This is a genomic window from Pseudomonas sp. PDM14, from assembly GCF_014851905.1.
Classification (GTDB): Bacteria; Pseudomonadota; Gammaproteobacteria; order Pseudomonadales; family Pseudomonadaceae; genus Aquipseudomonas.
This window is the reverse complement of sequence record NZ_JACVAQ010000001.1, coordinates 103,342-121,913: the sequence shown is the minus strand read 5'-3', so window position 1 is coordinate 121,913 and position 18,572 is coordinate 103,342. Positions and strand designations below refer to the sequence as shown.

The following is an 18,572-nucleotide window of genomic DNA, read 5'->3' as shown; positions in this document are numbered from 1 at the left end:
TGAGTGAGGGCTAGTCGAGGCCGAAGAAGGACACCGGCACCACCTGCTGATGCGGGCGGCCGATATGGACGAACTGGGCGTGGCGCGCGGGGATTTCGTCGATCACCAGTAGGCGACAGGGCAGGCGCCCCCAGTCGCTGGCGTAGTGGCCAAGGGTCTTGCCGGCGTTGGCTTCGAGCAGCAGCACCAGCGGCTGCTCTGCGCCGAACAGGCCGGCGCGCAGGGCCGTGGCCAGACGCTGACCGAGGTGGCGCAGAGTGGCGAGGCCGGCATCAGCACCGAGCAGCTGCAGGCAGGCGCCTTGCGGGCGCCGGCGGGCCAGGTCGAGGGCGTTCTGCAGGGCGCTGTCGTCGCAGTCCAGCGGCAGGTGCGCGACGATTGGCAGGTCGCGCAGCGGCAGCACCTCGGCAGCGGGCAGGTACAGGCTGCTGCCGGACACTTCGCAGCTGTGCAGGGTCAGGCCGTAGACCGTGGCGCGACCACGGGTCTGCGGCAGCAGTTGCGGGCCCTGGGTCAGAATCGACGAGGCAAGGATGGCACGCGCCAAGTCGATACCCAGGTCGCCAAAGGTGGTGGTGGCAGGCCAGGGCAGGCCTTCGCGGTGGCGGTAGATCAGCTCGCCGACGCCACCGGAAAAGGTCAGCGCCAGCGGTTGTTGTAGAACCGGCAGATGCAGTGGCACCTGCTGGTGCAGGTGGCCGATGGGCGTGGCGAAGAACGCCGTATCGCCGCTGACCAGGGCCTCCAGCGCGCTCACCTGCCAGCCCAGCAGGCGCTGGATGTCGCGGGCACCGAGGTGCTCGCCCAGACTGCTGTCGATGCCCAGGTGTTCGAGCAGCGCGCGGCCGTGTTCGGACAGACCCAGTAGCCGGTAGCTGCCGGGTTCGAAGCGCCAGTGGCGGGCGCCGATGAAGTGGCAACCGCAGGCCAGCACGTTGCCGTTCAGGCCCAGGGCCGGGTTGGTGGTGCCGCCGCCGATGTCCAGGTTGAGAATCTGCGTGTCCGGGTGGGCGCGGCTGAGCAGGGCGCAGTTGCCCATGAACGCCAGCCAGGACTCCAGGCCGGGGTCGTCGGCGGCGGCCACCAGGCTGTCGCCGATGCGTTCGCCGATCAGCCGGGTCAGCGCCGCAACATTGTGCTGGCGTGCGGCGAGCCCCGTGACCAGCGCCGCGCCGGCGAAGGGCTGCTGGTCGCCCAGGCCGCAGTCGCGCAGCCAGTCGTCGAGCAGCTCGCGCAGGCGGGTTTCATCCAGGCCATCGCCATCGAACGGGGTGAACACCGGTTCCGAGCGATACAGCACACGTGGCTCGGCAATGCCCATGCGGCCGCTGACGCTGTGGCTGCCGATGCGCGCCTCGGCAAGCAGGGCGCTGCTGGTGGTGGAACCGAAGTCCAGGCCGAGCAGGTGGATAGGGCGCGCGCTGTCCATGCGGTTCAGCTCGGAGTGGCGAGGTGGCAGCCGCTATGCGTTCGCGCAAGATCGCTGCAGGGAAGGGGAAATCGGGATGCTCGCCAGGCCATGTCGGATTCCTTGTGCGGGCGACTGCGGCCTTTCGAGTGAAGTGCGGGGTGAAACATGCCGTCAGGCGGAAAGCGGGGAGGCCGGCATCTGGCGATGCCGGCCTCCATGCTTACTTGAGCTTGTCCAACTGGTCGTCGGGCAGGCTGTAGCTGTGCTTCTCGTGGGTGAAGGTGGCGACCAGGGCGAAGATCGTCACGGCGACCACCACGATGGTGATCAGGCCGAGTACGGCGGGTTTGTCGGCGAAGGTGAAAACGGCACTGGCGCCTTCGTAGGTGCTGATGCTCATGGCGTTGCTCCTATTCGGTGGGGCGCGCCGCAAGGACGGCGCGCCGGATGGCCGTCAGGCCGGTTTGCTTTCGGCGATCAGCGGGCTGTTCACCGGGGTGCTGCTGACGACAGGCTTTTCGCCGTACATGGCGGACCATTCCGGATAGGCCTGGGCCGGTACTTCGGTGAGGTCCAGACCGCGTTCTTCGGCATGTGCCGGAACGCGCAGCAGGCCGGCTTTCTTCAGGGCGTAGGAAATCAGGAAGCCAGGGATGAAACCCAGTGCCGCCATTACCAGTGCGCCGCCAAGTTGACCGAGGAAGCTGATCTCCGGCATGCCGTTCATGTTCGGGTAGCCAGCGAGGAAGATCCCGCTGATCACCAGGCCGGCGAAGCCACCGAAGCCGTGTACGGCGAAGGCGCCGACCGCGTCGTCCAGTTTGAGCTTGAGCAGCAGGTTGTTGACCAGCGGCGCAGCGGCGGCAACGCCCATGCCGATCAGGTAGGCCAGTCCGGGGTGGTAGAGGTCCAGACCGGGTGCCACGGAGATGATCCCGACCAGGCCACCGGACATCATCCAGTAGGGTTCGCGGGTGGTCAGGTAAGCGCCGATCAGGCCGCCGGCAAAGCCCATCAGGGTGTTGAAGGCGAAGGCGGAGAGGGTGGTCGGCTGGCCGTAGATGTTGATCCACTGGGCGCCGGAGCTATAGATGATGCAGCCGCCGAGGAAACCGAAGAAGCCGACGATGATCATCATCAGGCCCACCACGCTCATTGGCATGCTGTGGCCGACGATGGCGTTGGCGCTGCCATCCGGGTTGAAGCGACCGATGCGCGCGCCGAGGTTGATCAGCACGCCGAGGGCGAAGAAGCCGGCAATCATGTGCACGCAACCCGCTGCGCCGACGTCATGGAAGCCCCATTTGACGGTGAGCCAGCCTTCCGGGTGCCAGCCCCAAGAGGCAGCGAGCAGCCAGATGCACGACCCGAGGATGATGGTCATGACGATGAAGGCGCTCATCCGGGCGCGTTCGATGATCGCGCCGGAAAGGATCGAGCCGGTGGTGGCGGCGAACAGCGCGAAGGCGCCCCAGAAGATGCCGGTGGCATTGTCCTGGATGTTCGGCCCCATGGACTGGCTCCACGGCATGGCGCCCATCAGGGCATCCATGCGCGGCACGAGGCCGTCAGGGAAGGCGTTGTAGATGGCCCAGCCGAAGAGGAAGAAGGTTGGCACGATGAAGCCGAAGGCCAGGATGTTCTTGACCCCGGCAGCGAGGGCGTTCTTCAGGCGGGATGCGCCGATCTCGTAGGAGAGGAAGCCGGCGTGGATCATGATCATGAGAGCGATGCACCACCAGTAGAATATTTCCATATTCAAGGTGTTGGTCATCTCTATCAGAGCCTGCAGCTCTTCCAGAGTCGGTGTTTTCTGTTCTTCCATCACTCAATCCTCGATGCGTTCGTTGGAATAGCTTTGGTGGCAGATCGAGACGTCCAGGTAGCCGAAGGCTTTTATTTCTAGTTATAAAAAGTTCCCTTGGGGAAAGGCAAAGCTTGTGCCAGATCGGTGATTTTTCCTGTCTGGTGCGTGGTTTTCTGCTCCTTTCCCCGCGTTGCGTGGGCGCGTGCCGGGTTGATGCCCGTTCACGCAGGGGCGCGGAGCGTCTTGCGGGGCCGCTTTGCGCACTCTGGCGACGGCGCGATGGGCGCCGCGCTCCACGCGAAGGGGCAGCAACTCGAAAAACGCCCCGTTTCTGTTCAAACCACACCGCCGCGCTTGAATTTGGGTCGCCCGGTTCAGTTCTGCTGCAGCATCGACTGGATCTGCAACACCGACTCCTGGGTACGCCGCGCCAGGTTGCGCACCTCGTCGGCGACCACGGCGAAACCGCGGCCCTGCTCGCCGGCCCGTGCCGCTTCGATGGCGGCGTTGAGGGCGAGCAGGTTGGTCTGTTCGGCGATGCCCTTGATCACGCCCGCGACCTGGGCGATCTGCCCGTAGGTGGACTGGATGCCGGCCTGTTCGCGCTGGTGCAGCTCGGCGGCGGCCTTCTCGTCGCTGATCTCGCGCACTGCACCGGTGACGTGCAGCAGCACGCCTTTTTCGTCGTGCAGACAACGCCCGCGTTCGCGAAACCACACCTCGCCACGGGTCTTGTGGCGCATGCGGTACTCCACGGCGTAGGAGCCATCACCATTGCGGTCCGCCATCGAGGCACCGAACACCTGCATGACGTTCTTCAGGTCGTCCGGGTTGACCACGGCGAAGTAGCTGTCCCAGCCGTCGGGAAACTCCTTGGCGCTGTAGCCGATCAGCGCGCGGAATTGCTCGGACCAGCGAATCAGGTTCTGCGCGTGGTCGGGGTCGCCAGCGACCACGTTCATGTCCCAGCAGCCTTCGGTCAGGGTGCGCTTGGTCAGCTCCCAGACGCGGCGCTCGGCCTGCCATTGCTGGCGTTCGGCGTGCAGCTCGGCGAGCTGGCGCTGGGTGTCGAGCAGCTCGCTCTGCAGCTCGCTGCACTGGCCGTCCTGCTGCTGCAGGCGTTGTTGCAGCTGCGCGTATTCCGCGGCGCTGCAGGGCGCTGGCGGTGTGCTTTCGGCGCTGCGGCGGATGTGCTGCAGGGTTTCGCAGTGCCGCTGCAGGCGCCCGAGGCTGTCGAGCAGATGCCCCTGGCGCTGCAGGTGCGGCTGAGCCTGCACGTCCAGCGGCTGATCGGCGAGCAGCTGGTCGAGCAGGTGACTGAGTTCATTGGCCAGGTTTCGGGACGCATTGCTGAACCACATCGGCCGTTACTCCTCGGCAAGGGTGTGAGCGTTGCCTAGCAATTCTCCTTCCATATGCAAAGCCGGCAATGATAAGGCAGACCGTAGGGTGCAGGTGGAATGCTGTCGTAGGGTGCGCCGCGCGCACCGCAGGGCATTGGCACGTGGCTGGCCGGTGCGCACAGCGCACCCTGCGTCGGGCTCAGGAGCGGACCCGGCTCTTGTCCGGGTCATAGGCCACGGTGCCGCTGGTCACAGTGGCGCCGATGCGCTTCTGCTGGCCGTCGAGCTTGCCGATTTCCAGGCGTGTGCCGGGCTCGCAGTAGCCGACATCGAGCCGGCACAGGGCGATGTTCTTGCCCAGCACGGGCGAGCGCGTGGCGCTGGTGATCACGCCGACCTGGGCGCGGCCGTCGTGCACGCAGTCGCCGTGGTGCGCCGGCTCGTTGCCGTCCAGTTCCAGGCCGACCAGCTTGTGCTGCGGGCTGGCGTTGCGCCGCAGCAGGGCATCGCGACCGATGAAGGCGTCCTGCTTGCTCTTCAGTGGCACACAGAAGCCGATGCCGGCCTCGTACGGGTCGGTCTGGTCGCTGAATTCGTAGCCGGCGAAGATCAAGCCGGCCTCGATGCGCAATGTATCCAGGGCGTGCAGGCCGAGCGGCACCAGGCCGAGCGGCTCGCCGAGCTGCCAGAGGCGGGTCCAGACCTTCATCGCGTCATCGGGGTGGCACCAGACCTCGTAGCCCAGTTCGCCGGTATAGCCGGTGCGAGAGACCATCAGCGGCGGGCCGTTGTAGTCGTCCAGGCGGCCGATCAGAAAACGGAACCAGCCCAGCTCGGTGAGCGTCGGCTGGGTGCCCGGCGTCCAGATCATCTGTGCCAGCAGTTCGCGGCTCAGCGGGCCCTGCACGGCGATGTTGTGGATCTGCTCGGAGGCGGACTTGATCCACACCTTCATGCCGAGTTTCTCGGCCTGCTGACGCAGCCAGTCACCGGCGAAATCCTCGCCGCAGATCCAGCGGAAGGTGTCCGGGCCCAGGCGCAGCAGGGTGCCGTCGTCGATCATGCCGCCGTGCTCGTAGCACATGGCGCTGTAGACCACCTGGCCGACCGCCAGCTTGCGCACGTCGCGGGTCAGGCAGTAGTTGAGCAGGGCCTCGGCATCCGGGCCGATGACCTCGAATTTGCGCAGGGCGCTGAGGTCCATCACCGCCACGCGCTCGCGGCAGCCGTGGTACTCCTCGATGGCGCCGTAGCCGTCGAAGTGGGTGGGCGTCCACCAGCCGCGGTAGTCGATGTGGTTGCGGGTGAGGGCGGCGGTGCCCGGATGGAAGCCGCTTTCGCGGGTCAGCACCGGGTCGGCGTCGGGAGTCTTGCGATTGGCCATGGCGATACTGAAGCGCTCCTTGTCGGAATACACGCGGATGTGGATGTCGGTGGGCTGCCAGCCGTTGGCCGGGTCGATGTCGTCCGGGCAGGAGCTGCTGGCGCAGATCAGGTCGCTCATCGCCTTGAGCAGCACGTAGTCGCCGGGGCGCGACCAGGGCTCGTCGAGGGTCAGTTGCTGGTGCGCGTCGATGCCGGTGTTGAAGAAGAAATTAATCGCCGGCCAGCCTGCACGGGCGCGCACGCCATGCTTGTCCAGGCTGCGGCTGATGTTGTCGCTGCAGTTGGCGTGGCCGAAGTAGCCCTGCGCCTCGTAGTAGCGCGCGGCGCAGGCGAGGGCGAAGGTGTCGTGGCGGCCGACGGTGTCGCGTACCACTTCCAGCATCGGCTGCATGTCGCGGTCGAAGAACTTGCTGAACAGGCCGGGGCCCGGGTAGGCGTTGCCGTTCAGGGTGCGGGTGACGGTGGGGTCGAGGTCGATCTCGCGACCGGCGTCCAGGCCGCGGCGGTCGAAGGCGACGAAGTCGGAACATTGCCGCCCGGCAACGTCGATCACCTGGATGTACTGGCCGGCACCCACCGCATAGTCGCGGGCGGTGCCGGGGCGGATGGTGAACTCGTCGATCACCTCGCCCAGTGGTGCCGGCAGCGTTGGTGTCAGCAGCGAGCGCGGGTTGGCCCGGTGGATCAGCAGGCGCAGTTCACTGGCACGCAGCTGGCTATCCACCGGGGTATGCCCGCCGGGCGCGGCGACCAGCACCAGTACGCCGGCTTCGGCGCTGAGGCTGCGCGAAAACCCGGCCGGTGTAGCGGATGGCCAGAGTGATGCGGCCGCTGGCAGATGGCGGCAATCGATACCGCGCTGGCTCAGGCCCAGGCGCATGTGCAGCGATTCGGCGCTGCCATTGGCGAGCAGGCGTGCGCTGAAGTCGGCACCGGACTGGCCGCTCAGGCCGAGTGCGGCCAGGGCCTCACGACCCTCTGCGGTAAAGGCCAGCAGCTCGGCGGACTGGTCGCCCTCGACATCGATCACGTCGAGCCGGTCACCGGCCTCCAGCGCGATCACCGTCAAGCCGCCAGGGGCAACGCGGTGGCGCTCCAGGTCCGGCGCCCGGGCGAACAGCGCCGGCTCTCGGGGCTGGCTGATGATGGGTTGCAACATGACTTACTCCGCAAGGCAAGGTCGTGCGGGGCGCTGGGGTAGCGGCCCAGGTGTGCTGTGATTGCTTTTCGTAGGAGCCAGCTTGCTGGCGATCATGCTGAGCCTCGGATCGCCAGCAAGCTGGCTCCTACGGGTGAGGTTCAGCCCACCGCCTTGATGGACGTTTGTGGTTCGTCGGCCAGGTAGGCCGTCAGCGAGTCGTCCAGCGCTTCGAGCCAACTGGTGTGGTGCGGGGTCGCCATGGTTCCGGTCATCAGCGAGCGGTGGCATTTGTTGCGGTAGCCCATGATGTCTTCGTACTTGTCGTGCTTCCACTCGAGGAAGGTCTGGTTCACCGCGGCGATGTCGAAGCTCGGGTAGTCTGTGCTGTCGATCAGGGTCTGGATGTACTTGCCCTGGTACTCGAACATTTCCTGGGCGTTCTTCAGCGTGCCTTCCTCGTCGCGCCAGGCCTGGTTTTCCGCGTGCATGGCGGCCTGGTCAGGCAGGGCGATGCGCCCGAGGATCACGTCACGGGCGTACCAGGCCTGGGCGTCGAACATGTTGAAGCTGTACCACTGGTCCTGCATGCCGAGGTACATCAGCTTGGGGTTGTCTTCCCAGCACACGCCCTTGTAGAGGTTCAGCGGCCACAGCCGGTTGTCGGTCTTCAGGCGCAGCTCTTCGGCGAGGAACGGGAAGTGATGCTTGTAGCCGGTGCACAGGACGATGGCGTCGATGTGCTTGCTGCTGCCATCGGCGAAGTACGCGGTGCTGCCCTTGACGTGGGTCAGCAGCGGTTTCTCTTCCCAGTTCTCCGGCCACTTGTAGCCCATCGGCCCGGTGCGGTAGCAGCTGGTGATCGACCGCGCACCGTACTTGTAGCACTGCGAACCGATGTCCTCGGCGGAGTAGCTGCTGCCGACGATCAATACGTCCTTGCCCTTGAATTCGAGGGCGTCGCGGAAGTCATGGGCATGCAGCACGCGCCCGGCGAAGTGCTCGAAGCCCTCGAAGTAGGGCACGTTGGGCGTGGAGAAATGGCCGCTGGCGACGATCACGTAATCGAACGTCTCGGTGCTGGTCAGGTCCTGGTCGTAGCTGTGCACGGTGACGTCGAAGGTGCCGCGTGCGGCGTCGTAGGTCACCCCGCGCACGGTGGTGTTGAACTGGATGTACTTGCGCACGCCAGCCTTGTCGACGCGGCCCTTGATGTAGTCCCACAGCACTTCACGCGGCGGGTAGGAGCCCATCGGCCGGCCGAAGTGTTCGTCGAAGGTGTAGTCGGCGAACTCCAGGCATTCCTTGGGTCCGTTGGACCACAGGTAGCGGTACATGCTGCCGTGCACCGGCTCGCCGTGCTCGTCCAGCCCGGTACGCCAGGTGTAGTTCCACATGCCGCCCCAGTCGCTCTGCTTCTCGTAGCAGACCAGCTCGGGGATTTCCGCGCCCTTGGCTGCGGCGGACTGGAAGGCGCGTAGCTGAGCCAGGCCGCAGGGGCCGGCACCGATGATGGCGATGCGAGTGGTCATGGTGGACTCCGTCAGTGAAATTATCATTGGGAAATTAAAGTTCCCGGTGAGAATCACCTTACGGCTTCATCATGGCGTTGCCATTCGCCCGGAGGGGATACCTCCTTGGGGGTAGTCGGACCCCCGCGAGCGCCCCGCAAACAGGCAGGCTGGCGTTGTTGTGGTGCGCATTATTGGTCCTTTTTTAATTCCTGCTGGTAAATATTGTTTCTTTTCAGTGGTTTCTCGCGGTCGCAGCCGGGGCATGGAATTTGCTCACCGATTACTCATCTGGTGGCGGGTTGCGGATGGAGGGCCGATGTATCAATTGCTGTTGCGCGCATTGTCGTTCGAGCGCCCTCGTCGACGCCCGCGCCAGTCGCCGTCATCTGAGCAACTGCTGCTCGAGCTGCCTCTGCGCCTGTTGCAACAGGCCGGCAGTGATGCGCCCTTGCTGGAGTTGTTGCCGCGCCTGGCCGATGCACTTGGCGCCGAGGCGCTGACTCTGCTGCTACCGCACGCACACGCGCCAGGCTGGCGCTGGCTTGGCCAGCAGCATGATGCTCAGCAGGCCTGTCCGCGGCATGCTGCCGAGCTGCCGGTGCCCGGTGGCGTGCAACTGTGTCGCGCCTGTCTGGATACGGGGCGTTTCCGGGTGCTCGGTGGTTTGCAGGTCGAAGAGGGGCGCCCCGCGTTGCTTCTGGCGGACTTCGCACGCCAGCCGGGCGAACCGCAGCGGGTTGCACTGCGCGAGGTCGTCGGTCGGCTGGGCGAGGTGCTGCATGCCTTTGCCGAGGATCGCCATCTGCGTCGCCGTGAACTGCGCGCCGAGCGCGGGGTGCTGGCGCGCGAGCTGCACGATTCGGTGGCGCAGCAACTCGGCTACCTGCAGATCCGCAGTTGCCGCCTGCAGACTGTGCTGGACGACCCGCAGCAGCGCGAGGCCGCCGGGATGATGCTCGACGACCTGCGCGAGACGCTGCAGGTGTTGCATCGGCAGGTGCGCGAGCTGATCAGCAGCGCACGGCTGACCATGGATGGCCGGACTCTGCGTCAGGCCCTGGAGGCGTCGGTGGAGGAGTTCTCGCGGCGCAGTGGTTGCGTGTTCGATCTCGACAACCGCCTGCCCGCCAGCAGCCTGCCGCCCGAAGGCGAATTGCAGGTGCTGCAGATCGTTCGTGAAGCGCTGGCCAATGTCGTGCGCCATTCCCACGCGCGGCAGGTGTGGATCCGTCTGCATGCCCGTGGTGGCGGTGTCGAGGTCGAGGTGCGCGACGACGGCGTGGGCCTGCCGGAGCAGCTTGCGGAGAGTGGCCACTTCGGCCTGCACATCATGCGTGAGCGCGCTGCGGCCATCGGTGCTGAACTGTGCATCGGTCCGGCAGACGGTGGCGGCACGCGTGTGCGGCTGCGCTGGGGGCGACCATGAGCGCGCCCCTCGAGCTGCTGCTGATCGACGATCACCCGATGCTGCGTCGCGGGCTGGCAGAGCTGTTCGAGTCCAGCGGCGAGTTTCGCGTGGTCGGCAGCGTCTCCCATGGCAGCGAGGGCGTCGAGCTGGCGCGGCGGCTGAAACCGGACATGGTCCTGCTCGACCTGCACATGCCGGGCATGGACGGCCTCGGCACGCTAGATGCGATCAAGCGCAGCCAGCCGGAGTGCCGGGTGATGGTGCTGACGGCTTCGTCGGCGCGTGATGACCTGCTCGCGGCCCTGCGTGCCGGTGCCGATGGTTACCTGCTCAAGGACAGCGAGCCGGAAAGCCTGCTGGCGGCGGTGTGTGCCTGTGCCAGTGGGCAGAGCCGGCTCGATCCGACGCTGACCGCGATGCTTGCCAACAGCCTGCGCGAGCGCGGCGTGGCGGTAGAGGCGGTGCATGTCGACCTCACCGAGCGCGAGCGGCAGACCCTGGCGCTGATCAGCGAGGGCTTCAGCAACAAGCTGATCGCGCGCCAGTTGGGCATCAGCGACGGCACGGTGAAGATCTACGTCAAGCACCTGCTGAGCAAGCTCAACCTGCGTTCGCGCCTGGAGTTGGCCGCCTGGGCGCACCGCAGCGGCGCGCTCGCCTACACGGAGCTGCCGCGATGAACCTGGTGCAGGCCTGCCGCAATGGCTTGTTCCAGCTGTTCATGCGGCAACCGCCGGCTGCGCGTGACGAGGATTTCGACGACTTGCCGCTGGCCCTGCTGTGTTTCGATGGCGACGGTACGCTGTTGCGCGTCAATCGTGCCTGGCAGGAGCTGAGCGGCTATCGCGCGGGTGACTGCCTGCGCCGCGATTTCCGCCAGTTTCTGCATATCGAGGACCGTACGCTCTGGTCGCAGGCACTACGCGACGCTCAGCCGTTATGGACAGGCAGCCTGCGCTGCCTGGGGCGTGGCGGCCAACTGTGCTGGGTCGAGGTGCGCCTGCGTCGGCGGCCGGGCGGTTTCGTCGCCAGCCTCGCGGATGTCAGCACCCAGGTGCCGCAACGCCAGCAGTTGCAGGCCCGCCATCGCAGTCTGAGCAACCTGCTCGATGGCTTGCCGCTGATGGTCTATCGCTGCCGCAACAACCGCAGCTGGAGCATGGAATACGTCAGTGCCGGCTGCCGCGAGCTGACCGGCTACGACCCCGCGCAACTGATCGACAGCCACAGCCTGACCTTCAACAGCCTGATCCATCCCCAGGATCGTGAGCGCGTCTGGCGCAGTGTGCAGGACGGGCTGGGTGCCGGACAGGCGTTCGCCTTCGACTACCGGCTGCTGTGTGCCAACGGCACGCAGAAACAGGTCAGCGAGCGCGGCTGCGGCATCTACTCGGACCTCGGGGAAGTGCTGGGGCTGGAGGGCGTGGTGATGGAGCGCGTGCAGGAGCATCGTTTGCCAAGCGGCGGGGCTGAACGGGCTGTCGATCCGCTCGAGCGCTGAACCACGCTGCCACTGCCCGGTGGCTTGCTTAAATACAGCGCTAAGTTATTGATTCTCTTGTGTTAGAGTACGCGCTTGCTGATGCCGGGTAGTTTTGCATTTCCCTTGTGTATCAGCAGGTTAGGCGTAATGAGCCTTCACCCTGACTCGGTAAGGCGCGTTGATTTCGGTCCGGCTGCGCCTGGCTAAACAGAAAGAGGTCGTCGAGGCGGCCTCTTTATTTATGGGGTGCTTGTCAGTGCCAATGCGTTCTGAAAGCATCTCCGCTGTACAACTTCCAGTGACTGCGGTCTGTTCCGGTTTGCCGAAAGGCTCCTGCCATCGTCAGGCAGGTGTGCCGACGGATCGCTTCCTGGCTCATCCCAACCCACGTGACCTTTGGTAGGGGTCACCACTAGGAGAGGAGGCGCCATGCCCATCATTACTCTTCCCGACGGCAGTCAACGCACTTTCGATCGTCCCGTTTCCGTGCTCGAGGTGGCCCAGTCCATCGGTGCCGGTCTGGCCAAGGCCACCCTGGCCGGCAAGGTCGACGGCAGGCAGGTGGATGCCTGCGACGTGATCGAGAACGACGCGACCCTGCAGATCATCACGCCGAAAGATCAGGAGGGCCTGGAGATCATCCGCCACTCCTGCGCGCACCTGGTTGGCCATGCGGTCAAGCAGCTGTACCCGGACGCCAAGATGGTGATCGGCCCGGTCATCGAAGAAGGCTTCTATTACGACATCGCCATCGGTCGGCCCTTCACCCCGGACGACATGGCTGCCATCGAAAAGCGCATGGCCGAGCTGATCGACCATGACTACGACGTCATCAAGAAAATGACCCCGCGTGCGGAGGTCATCGAGGTGTTCAAGGCGCGTGGCGAAGAGTACAAGCTGCGCCTGATCGACGACATGCCGGACGAGCAGGCCATGGGCCTGTACTACCACGAAGAATACGTCGACATGTGCCGCGGTCCGCACGTGCCGAATACCCGCTTCCTCAAGGCTTTCAAACTGACCCGTATTTCCGGCGCCTACTGGCGTGGCGACTCGAAGAACGAGCAGCTGCAGCGCGTGTACGGTACCGCCTGGGCGGACAAGAAGCAGCTGGCGGCCTATATCCAGCGCATCGAGGAAGCTGAGAAACGCGACCATCGCCGCATCGGCAAGCAGCTGGACCTGTTCCACCTGCAGGAAGAAGCGCCGGGCATGGTGTTCTGGCACCCGAACGGCTGGACCCTGTACCAGGTGCTGGAGCAGTACATGCGCCAGGTACAGCGCGAGCACGGCTATGTCGAAGTGCGCACGCCGCAGGTGGTCGACCGCATCCTCTGGGAGCGCTCGGGTCACTGGTCGAACTACGCCGAGAACATGTTCACCACCAGTTCGGAAAACCGCGACTACGCGGTGAAGCCGATGAACTGCCCGTGCCACGTGCAGATCTTCAACCAGGGCCTGAAGTCCTACCGCGACCTGCCGCTGCGTCTGGCCGAATTCGGTGCCTGCCACCGCAACGAGCCGTCTGGCGCGCTGCACGGAATCATGCGTGTGCGTGGCTTCACCCAGGACGACGCGCACATTTTCTGCACCGAAGATCAGGTGAAGAAAGAGGCCGCGGACTTCATCAAGCTGACGTTGCAGGTGTATGCGGACTTCGGTTTCTCCGATATCTCGATGAAACTGTCCACTCGTCCGGCTAAACGTGTAGGTTCCGACGAGCTGTGGGATCGCGCCGAAACGGCTCTGGCCGATGCGCTCAACGAGTCGGGTCTGGAGTGGGAATACCAGCCGGGCGAGGGCGCTTTTTACGGTCCGAAGATCGAGTTCACCCTCAAGGACTGCCTCGGTCGTAACTGGCAATGCGGTACCCTGCAGTACGATCCGAACCTTCCGGAGCGGCTGGATGCCAGCTATATCGCCGAAGATAACAACCGCAAGCGTCCGGTGATGTTGCACCGCGCGATCCTCGGTTCCTTCGAGCGTTTCGTCGGCATGCTGATCGAGCACTACGCTGGTGCCTTCCCGGCCTGGCTCGCGCCGCATCAGGCCGTGGTGATGAATATCACAGATAAACAGGCCGATTTTGCCCTTGAGGTAGAGAAAACTCTCAACCAAAGCGGCTTCCGTGCCAAGTCCGACTTGAGAAACGAGAAAATCGGCTTTAAAATCCGCGAGCATACTTTGCTCAAGGTTCCCTATCTCTTGGTTATCGGAGATCGGGAGGTTGAGACACGATCCGTTGCTGTGCGAACCCGCGAAGGCGTCGATCTGGGCTCCATGCCCCTCGAGCAATTCGCCGATCAGCTCAAGCAAGCGGTTTCCCGGCGTGGTCGCCAAGATTCGGAGTAATCATTATTAAGCGTGAAATGAGACAAGATAAACGAGCTGCACCTAAAGCACCGATCAACGAGAATATCTCGGCCCGCGAGGTTCGGTTAATTGGTGCTGATGGCGAGCAGATTGGCATCGTCTCGATTGATGAAGCGCTGAGAGTGGCCGATGAGGCTAAGCTCGATCTGGTAGAAATCTCTGCTGATGCAGTTCCTCCCGTTTGCCGGATCATGGATTACGGCAAACACCTCTTCGAGAAGAAGAAGCAGGCTGCGATCGCCAAGAAGAACCAGCACCAGCAGCAGATTAAAGAAATCAAGTTTCGTCCAGGGACGGAAGAAGGGGATTACCAGGTAAAGCTACGCAACCTGGTACGTTTCCTTGAAGAAGGGGACAAGGCCAAGGTATCGCTAAGATTCCGCGGTCGTGAGATGGCCCACCAGGAACTGGGCATGGAGCTGTTGAAGCGGGTCGAAGCTGACCTTGCCGAACTCGGCACCGTTGAACAGCATCCTAAGCTGGAAGGACGCCAGCTGATGATGGTCATCGCTCCCAAGAAGCGTAAATAATCTCCCGGGCACTGGCAGGCCTGATGGTTATTATCAGTAGTTAATGAATGCGGAGTACAAACATGCCAAAGATGAAAACCAAGAGTGGTGCCGCGAAGCGTTTTCTCAAAACCGCTACCGGCTTCAAACACAAACACGCTTTCAAGAGCCACATCCTGACCAAGATGTCCACTAAGCGTAAGCGTCACCTGCGCGGTAGCACCATGGTGCACCCGTCGGACGTAGCTAAAGTGGCGCGCATGCTGCGCGTTCGTTAATTCGGTCAAGATACTTAGAGGTAATTACTCATGGCTCGTGTTAAGCGTGGCGTTATCGCTCGTGCCCGTCACAAGAAAATTCTGAAACTCGCTAAAGGCTACTACGGCGCTCGTTCGCGCGTGTTCCGTGTTGCCAAGCAGGCTGTGATCAAGGCAGGCCAATACGCCTACCGTGACCGCCGTCAGCGGAAGCGTCAGTTCCGCGCTCTGTGGATCGCTCGTATCAATGCTGGTGCTCGTGTCAACGGTCTGTCCTACAGCCGTCTGATCGCTGGCCTGAAAAAAGCGGCCATCGAAATCGATCGCAAAGTTCTGGCCGATCTGGCAGTGAACGAAAAAGCGGCGTTTGCTGCGATTGTCGAGAAAGCTAAGGCCGTACTGGCTTAAGTCCCCGACAATCACCGGGCTCGCCCGGTGCCAACGTCACCAATAGGGGAAGAGCCTTCAAGCTCTTCCCCTATTTCGTATCTGGAGTCCGTACATGGAAAACCTGGATGCATTGGTCTCGCAAGCGCTTGAGGCCGTGCAACAAACCGAAGACGTCAACGCCCTGGAGTTGCTCCGGGTCCAGTATCTCGGCAAGAAGGGCGAGCTAACTGCCCTGATGCAAACCCTCGGTAAGCTTTCGGCCGAAGAGCGTCCTCAGGCCGGCGCCTTGATCAATGCCGCCAAGAATTCGGTTCAGGATGCGCTGAACGCCCGTAAATCCGTGCTTGAGCAGGCGCTGCTCGCCGAGAAGCTGGCTTCCGAACGCATTGATGTAACCCTGCCAGGTCGCGGCCAGATTTCTGGTGGCCTGCATCCGGTTACCCGTACGCTCGAGCGTGTCGAACAGTTCTTTACCCATATCGGTTACCGCGTGGCGGAAGGGCCGGAGGTCGAAGACGACTATCACAACTTCGAGGCGCTCAATATCCCCGGCCACCACCCGGCTCGGGCGATGCACGACACCTTCTATTTCAACGCGAACATGCTGCTGCGCACCCACACCTCGCCGGTTCAGGTGCGCACCATGGAGTCGCAGCAGCCGCCGATCCGCATTGTCTGCCCCGGCCGCGTATACCGCTGCGACTCCGATATCACCCATTCGCCGATGTTCCATCAGGTCGAAGGCCTGCTGATCGACGAGGACATCAGCTTCGCCGACCTCAAGGGCACCATCGAGGAGTTCCTTCGTGTGTTCTTCGAGAAGCCGCTGGGCGTGCGCTTCCGTCCCTCGTTCTTCCCGTTTACCGAGCCGTCGGCTGAAGTCGACATGCAGTGCGTGATGTGTAGCGGCAATGGCTGCCGCGTTTGCAAACAGACCGGTTGGCTGGAAGTGATGGGCTGCGGCATGGTGCATCCTAACGTGCTGCGCATGTCCGGTATCGATCCCGAGAAATACTCCGGCTTCGCCTTCGGCATGGGCGTCGAGCGCCTGGCCATGCTGCGTTATGGCGTCAATGACTTGCGCCTGTTCTTCGATAACGACCTGCGTTTCCTGGCGCAATTTCGCTAGGCCACATGACTCGTATCGAAAGCGTTTAGGGGAACAGACAGTATGAAATTCAGTGAACAGTGGCTGCGCAGCTGGGTGAACCCGGCCGTTTCGCGCGATGAGTTGGTGGCTCGCCTGTCCATGGTTGGCCTCGAGGTGGACAGTGTCACCCCGGCCGCCGGAGCGTTCAGTGGCATCGTCATTGGCGAGATCCTCAGCACCGAGCAGCACCCCGATGCGGACAAGCTGCGCGTGTGTCAGGTCAGCAATGGCAGCGAGACCTTCCAGGTCGTCTGCGGTGCACCGAACGCGCGCCCAGGTATCAAGATTCCTTTCGCCATGATCGGCGCCGAGTTGCCGGGCGACTTCAAGATCAAGAAGGCCAAGCTGCGTGGCGTCGAGTCCAACGGTATGCTGTGCTCGGCTTCCGAGCTGCAGATCAGTGACGACGACAGCGGCTTGATGGAACTGGCTGTCGATGCGCCTGTAGGCGGCAATATCCGTGAATACCTTGGTCTGGACGATGCCAGCATTGAGCTGGGCCTGACGCCGAACCGTGGTGACTGCCTGTCGTTGGCTGGCTTGGCGCGTGAAGTTGGTGCCATTTATGGTGCGCCGGTTTCGCCGGTCACCATTGCGCCGGTTGTGGCTGTGCACGACGAGGTTCGCTCGGTCGATGTGCTCGCTCCGCAGGCATGCCCGCGCTACCTCGGTCGGGTGATCCGCAATGTCGATCTGAGCAAGCCGACTCCGTTATGGATGGTCGAGCGCCTGCGCCGTTCCGATATCCGCAGCATCGATGCAGCCGTCGACATCACCAACTACGTGATGATCGAGCTTGGCCAGCCGATGCATGCCTTCGACCTTGCCGAGATCAATGGCGGGATTCGCGTACGCATGGCGGAAGAGGGTGAGAAGCTGGTGCTGCTGGATGGCCAGGAGGCCACGCTGCGTGCCGATACCCTCGTCATCGCCGACCACCAGCGCGCCTTGGCCATCGCCGGTGTCATGGGTGGCGAACACAGTGGTGTCAGCGCCACGACACGTGATCTGTTCCTTGAAAGCGCGTTCTTCGACACCATCGCTCTGGCCGGCAAGGCTCGCTCCTACGGTCTGCACACCGATTCGTCGCATCGCTTCGAGAGGGGTGTCGATTCGCAACTGGCGCGCCAGGCTATCGAGCGTGCGACGGCATTGTTGCTGGAAATCGTCGGTGGCGAAGCCGGCCCGGTTATCGAGACCGTCAGTCAGGCGAACCTGCCAGCGATTGCGCCGATCACCCTGCGCGCTGAACGCATCAACCAGATGCTTGGCATGGAGATGGATACAGCTGAAGTCGAGCGTCTGCTGACTGCATTGGGGCTTGGCGTTACCGTGCAAGGCACAGGTGTCTGGCAGGTCACCGTGCCAAGCCATCGTTTCGATATCAGCCTGGAAGTCGATCTGATCGAGGAGTTGGGCCGTCTCTACGGCTACAACCGTCTGCCAGTGCGTTACCCGCAGGCGCGTCTGGCACCGCAGGCCAAGGCCGAAGCCCGTGCCGAGCTACCGGCGCTGCGCCGCCTGCTGGTGGCACGTGGCTATCAGGAAGCGATTACCTACAGCTTCATCGATCCCAAGCTGTTTTCCCTGTTCAATCCAGGTGTAGAGCCGCTGCAACTGGCCAACCCGATTTCTGCCGACATGGCGGCGATGCGCTCGTCGCTGTGGCCGGGTCTGGTCAAGGCGCTGGAGCACAACCTCAATCGCCAGCAATCGCGTGTGCGCCTATTCGAAAGTGGCTTGCGCTTCGTTGGGCAGCTCGATGGGTTGCAGCAGGAAGCAACGCTGGCCGGCGTCATCAGCGGCAGCCGCCTGCCAGAGGGGTGGGCCAACGGCCGTGATAGCGTCGATTTCTATGACCTGAAAGCTGACGTCGAAGCGCTGCTGGGGTATGCCGGCTCGGCCGAGGCGTTCAGCTTTGTACCAGGCGAGCATCCGGCGCTGCATCCAGGCCAGACCGCGCGTATCGAGCGGGAAGGGCGGCTGGTCGGCTATCTCGGTGCCTTACACCCTGAGCTGGTCAAGGCGCTGGGGCTGAGTCAGTCGGTGTTTCTCTTCGAGCTGGTACTGGCTGAAGTGGCCGCCGGCCGTATGCCTGCATTCAGCGAGCTGTCGCGCTTCCCGGAAGTACGCCGTGACCTGGCATTGATCGCGGATCGCGAGCTGCCTGCGGAGTCCGTGCTGGCTGCCATCCGTGAAGCAGCTGGCGAATGGTTGACTGACCTCAGACTGTTTGACGTGTATCACGGTAAAGGCATTGATCCACATAGAAAAAGCCTTGCAGTCGGCTTGACCTGGCAGCATCCATCGCGCACTCTTAATGACGATGAGGTGAATACGACAACGCAAAAGATCCTCACCTCGCTGGAAGAAAGGTTCAACGCCACGTTAAGGAAGTAGCGT

At 63.4% G+C, this 18,572-nt stretch carries 14 protein-coding genes and 1 pseudogene; 9 read left to right on the top strand and 6 right to left on the bottom strand.

The features are described from left to right. Positions 1-10: 10 nt before the first annotated feature. The 6 genes and pseudogenes from IB229_RS00445 to IB229_RS00420 all read right to left on the bottom strand — a co-directional run bounded on the left by IB229_RS00445 (position 11) and on the right by IB229_RS00420 (position 8,617). Positions 11-1,429 (bottom strand): ethanolamine ammonia-lyase reactivating factor EutA, encoded by a 1,419-nt coding sequence (locus IB229_RS00445; RefSeq protein ID WP_192323841.1) that lies wholly within the window; start codon positions 1,427-1,429, stop codon positions 11-13. A 202-nt stretch (positions 1,430-1,631) separates the two neighbouring features. Then, a complete protein-coding gene (locus IB229_RS00440; protein WP_192323839.1) occupies positions 1,632-1,811 on the bottom strand; it encodes a hypothetical protein in 180 nt (59 codons plus the stop codon). A 54-nt stretch (positions 1,812-1,865) separates the two neighbouring features. Next, entirely contained in the window at positions 1,866-3,236 is a 1,371-nt protein-coding gene (locus IB229_RS00435; protein ID WP_192323838.1) for an ammonium transporter, read from the bottom strand. Between the two features lie 368 nt (positions 3,237-3,604). Next, a pseudogene (locus IB229_RS22145) lies at positions 3,605-4,180 on the bottom strand (PAS domain-containing methyl-accepting chemotaxis protein); the annotation flags it as partial. Positions 4,181-4,760: 580 nt separating this feature from the next. Further along, positions 4,761-7,106, bottom strand: a complete 2,346-nt coding sequence (locus IB229_RS00425; RefSeq protein WP_192323834.1) for a DUF1989 domain-containing protein — start codon at positions 7,104-7,106, stop codon at positions 4,761-4,763. A gap of 140 nt (positions 7,107-7,246) precedes the next feature. Beyond that, positions 7,247-8,617 (bottom strand): NAD(P)-binding domain-containing protein, encoded by a 1,371-nt coding sequence (locus IB229_RS00420; protein ID WP_192323832.1) that lies wholly within the window; start codon positions 8,615-8,617, stop codon positions 7,247-7,249. 298 nt (positions 8,618-8,915) lie between these two features. Here IB229_RS00420 and IB229_RS00415 point away from each other — a divergent pair, with 298 nt between their 5' ends. The 9 genes from IB229_RS00415 (at position 8,916) to pheT (ending at position 18,569) form a co-directional block, all read left to right on the top strand. Next, positions 8,916-10,025, top strand: coding sequence for a sensor histidine kinase (locus IB229_RS00415; protein ID WP_192323830.1), 1,110 nt, complete (start codon positions 8,916-8,918; stop codon positions 10,023-10,025). Continuing rightward, positions 10,022-10,687 (top strand): two-component system response regulator NarL, encoded by a 666-nt coding sequence (narL, locus tag IB229_RS00410; protein WP_192323828.1) that lies wholly within the window; start codon positions 10,022-10,024, stop codon positions 10,685-10,687. Before IB229_RS00415 ends, narL begins: the two co-directional genes overlap by 4 nt. Then, the gene (locus IB229_RS00405; RefSeq protein WP_192323826.1) at positions 10,684-11,508 is read left to right on the top strand and encodes a PAS domain-containing protein; all 825 of its coding nucleotides are present in this window, start codon (positions 10,684-10,686) and stop codon (positions 11,506-11,508) included. The genes narL and IB229_RS00405 overlap by 4 nt, the downstream gene beginning before the upstream one ends. 411 nt (positions 11,509-11,919) lie before the next feature. Then, a complete protein-coding gene (gene thrS, locus IB229_RS00400; RefSeq protein WP_192323824.1) occupies positions 11,920-13,842 on the top strand; it encodes a threonine--tRNA ligase in 1,923 nt (640 codons plus the stop codon). Further along, positions 13,842-14,393 (top strand): translation initiation factor IF-3, encoded by a 552-nt coding sequence (gene infC, locus IB229_RS00395; RefSeq protein WP_192329159.1) that lies wholly within the window; start codon positions 13,842-13,844, stop codon positions 14,391-14,393. Before thrS ends, infC begins: the two co-directional genes overlap by 1 nt. Positions 14,394-14,455: 62 nt before the next feature. Next, entirely contained in the window at positions 14,456-14,650 is a 195-nt protein-coding gene (gene rpmI, locus IB229_RS00390) for a 50S ribosomal protein L35 (RefSeq protein WP_042552869.1), read from the top strand. A 30-nt stretch (positions 14,651-14,680) separates the two neighbouring features. Beyond that, complete coding sequence (rplT, locus tag IB229_RS00385) at positions 14,681-15,037, top strand: 50S ribosomal protein L20 (protein WP_192323821.1); 357 nt, start codon at positions 14,681-14,683, stop codon at positions 15,035-15,037. A 94-nt stretch (positions 15,038-15,131) separates the two neighbouring features. Next, positions 15,132-16,148, top strand: a complete 1,017-nt coding sequence (pheS, locus tag IB229_RS00380; protein ID WP_192323819.1) for a phenylalanine--tRNA ligase subunit alpha — start codon at positions 15,132-15,134, stop codon at positions 16,146-16,148. A gap of 42 nt (positions 16,149-16,190) precedes the next feature. After that, positions 16,191-18,569: a phenylalanine--tRNA ligase subunit beta gene (gene pheT, locus IB229_RS00375; RefSeq protein ID WP_192323817.1), complete on the top strand. Its 2,379-nt coding sequence runs from the start codon at positions 16,191-16,193 to the stop codon at positions 18,567-18,569. The last annotated feature ends 3 nt before the right edge of the window (positions 18,570-18,572 follow it).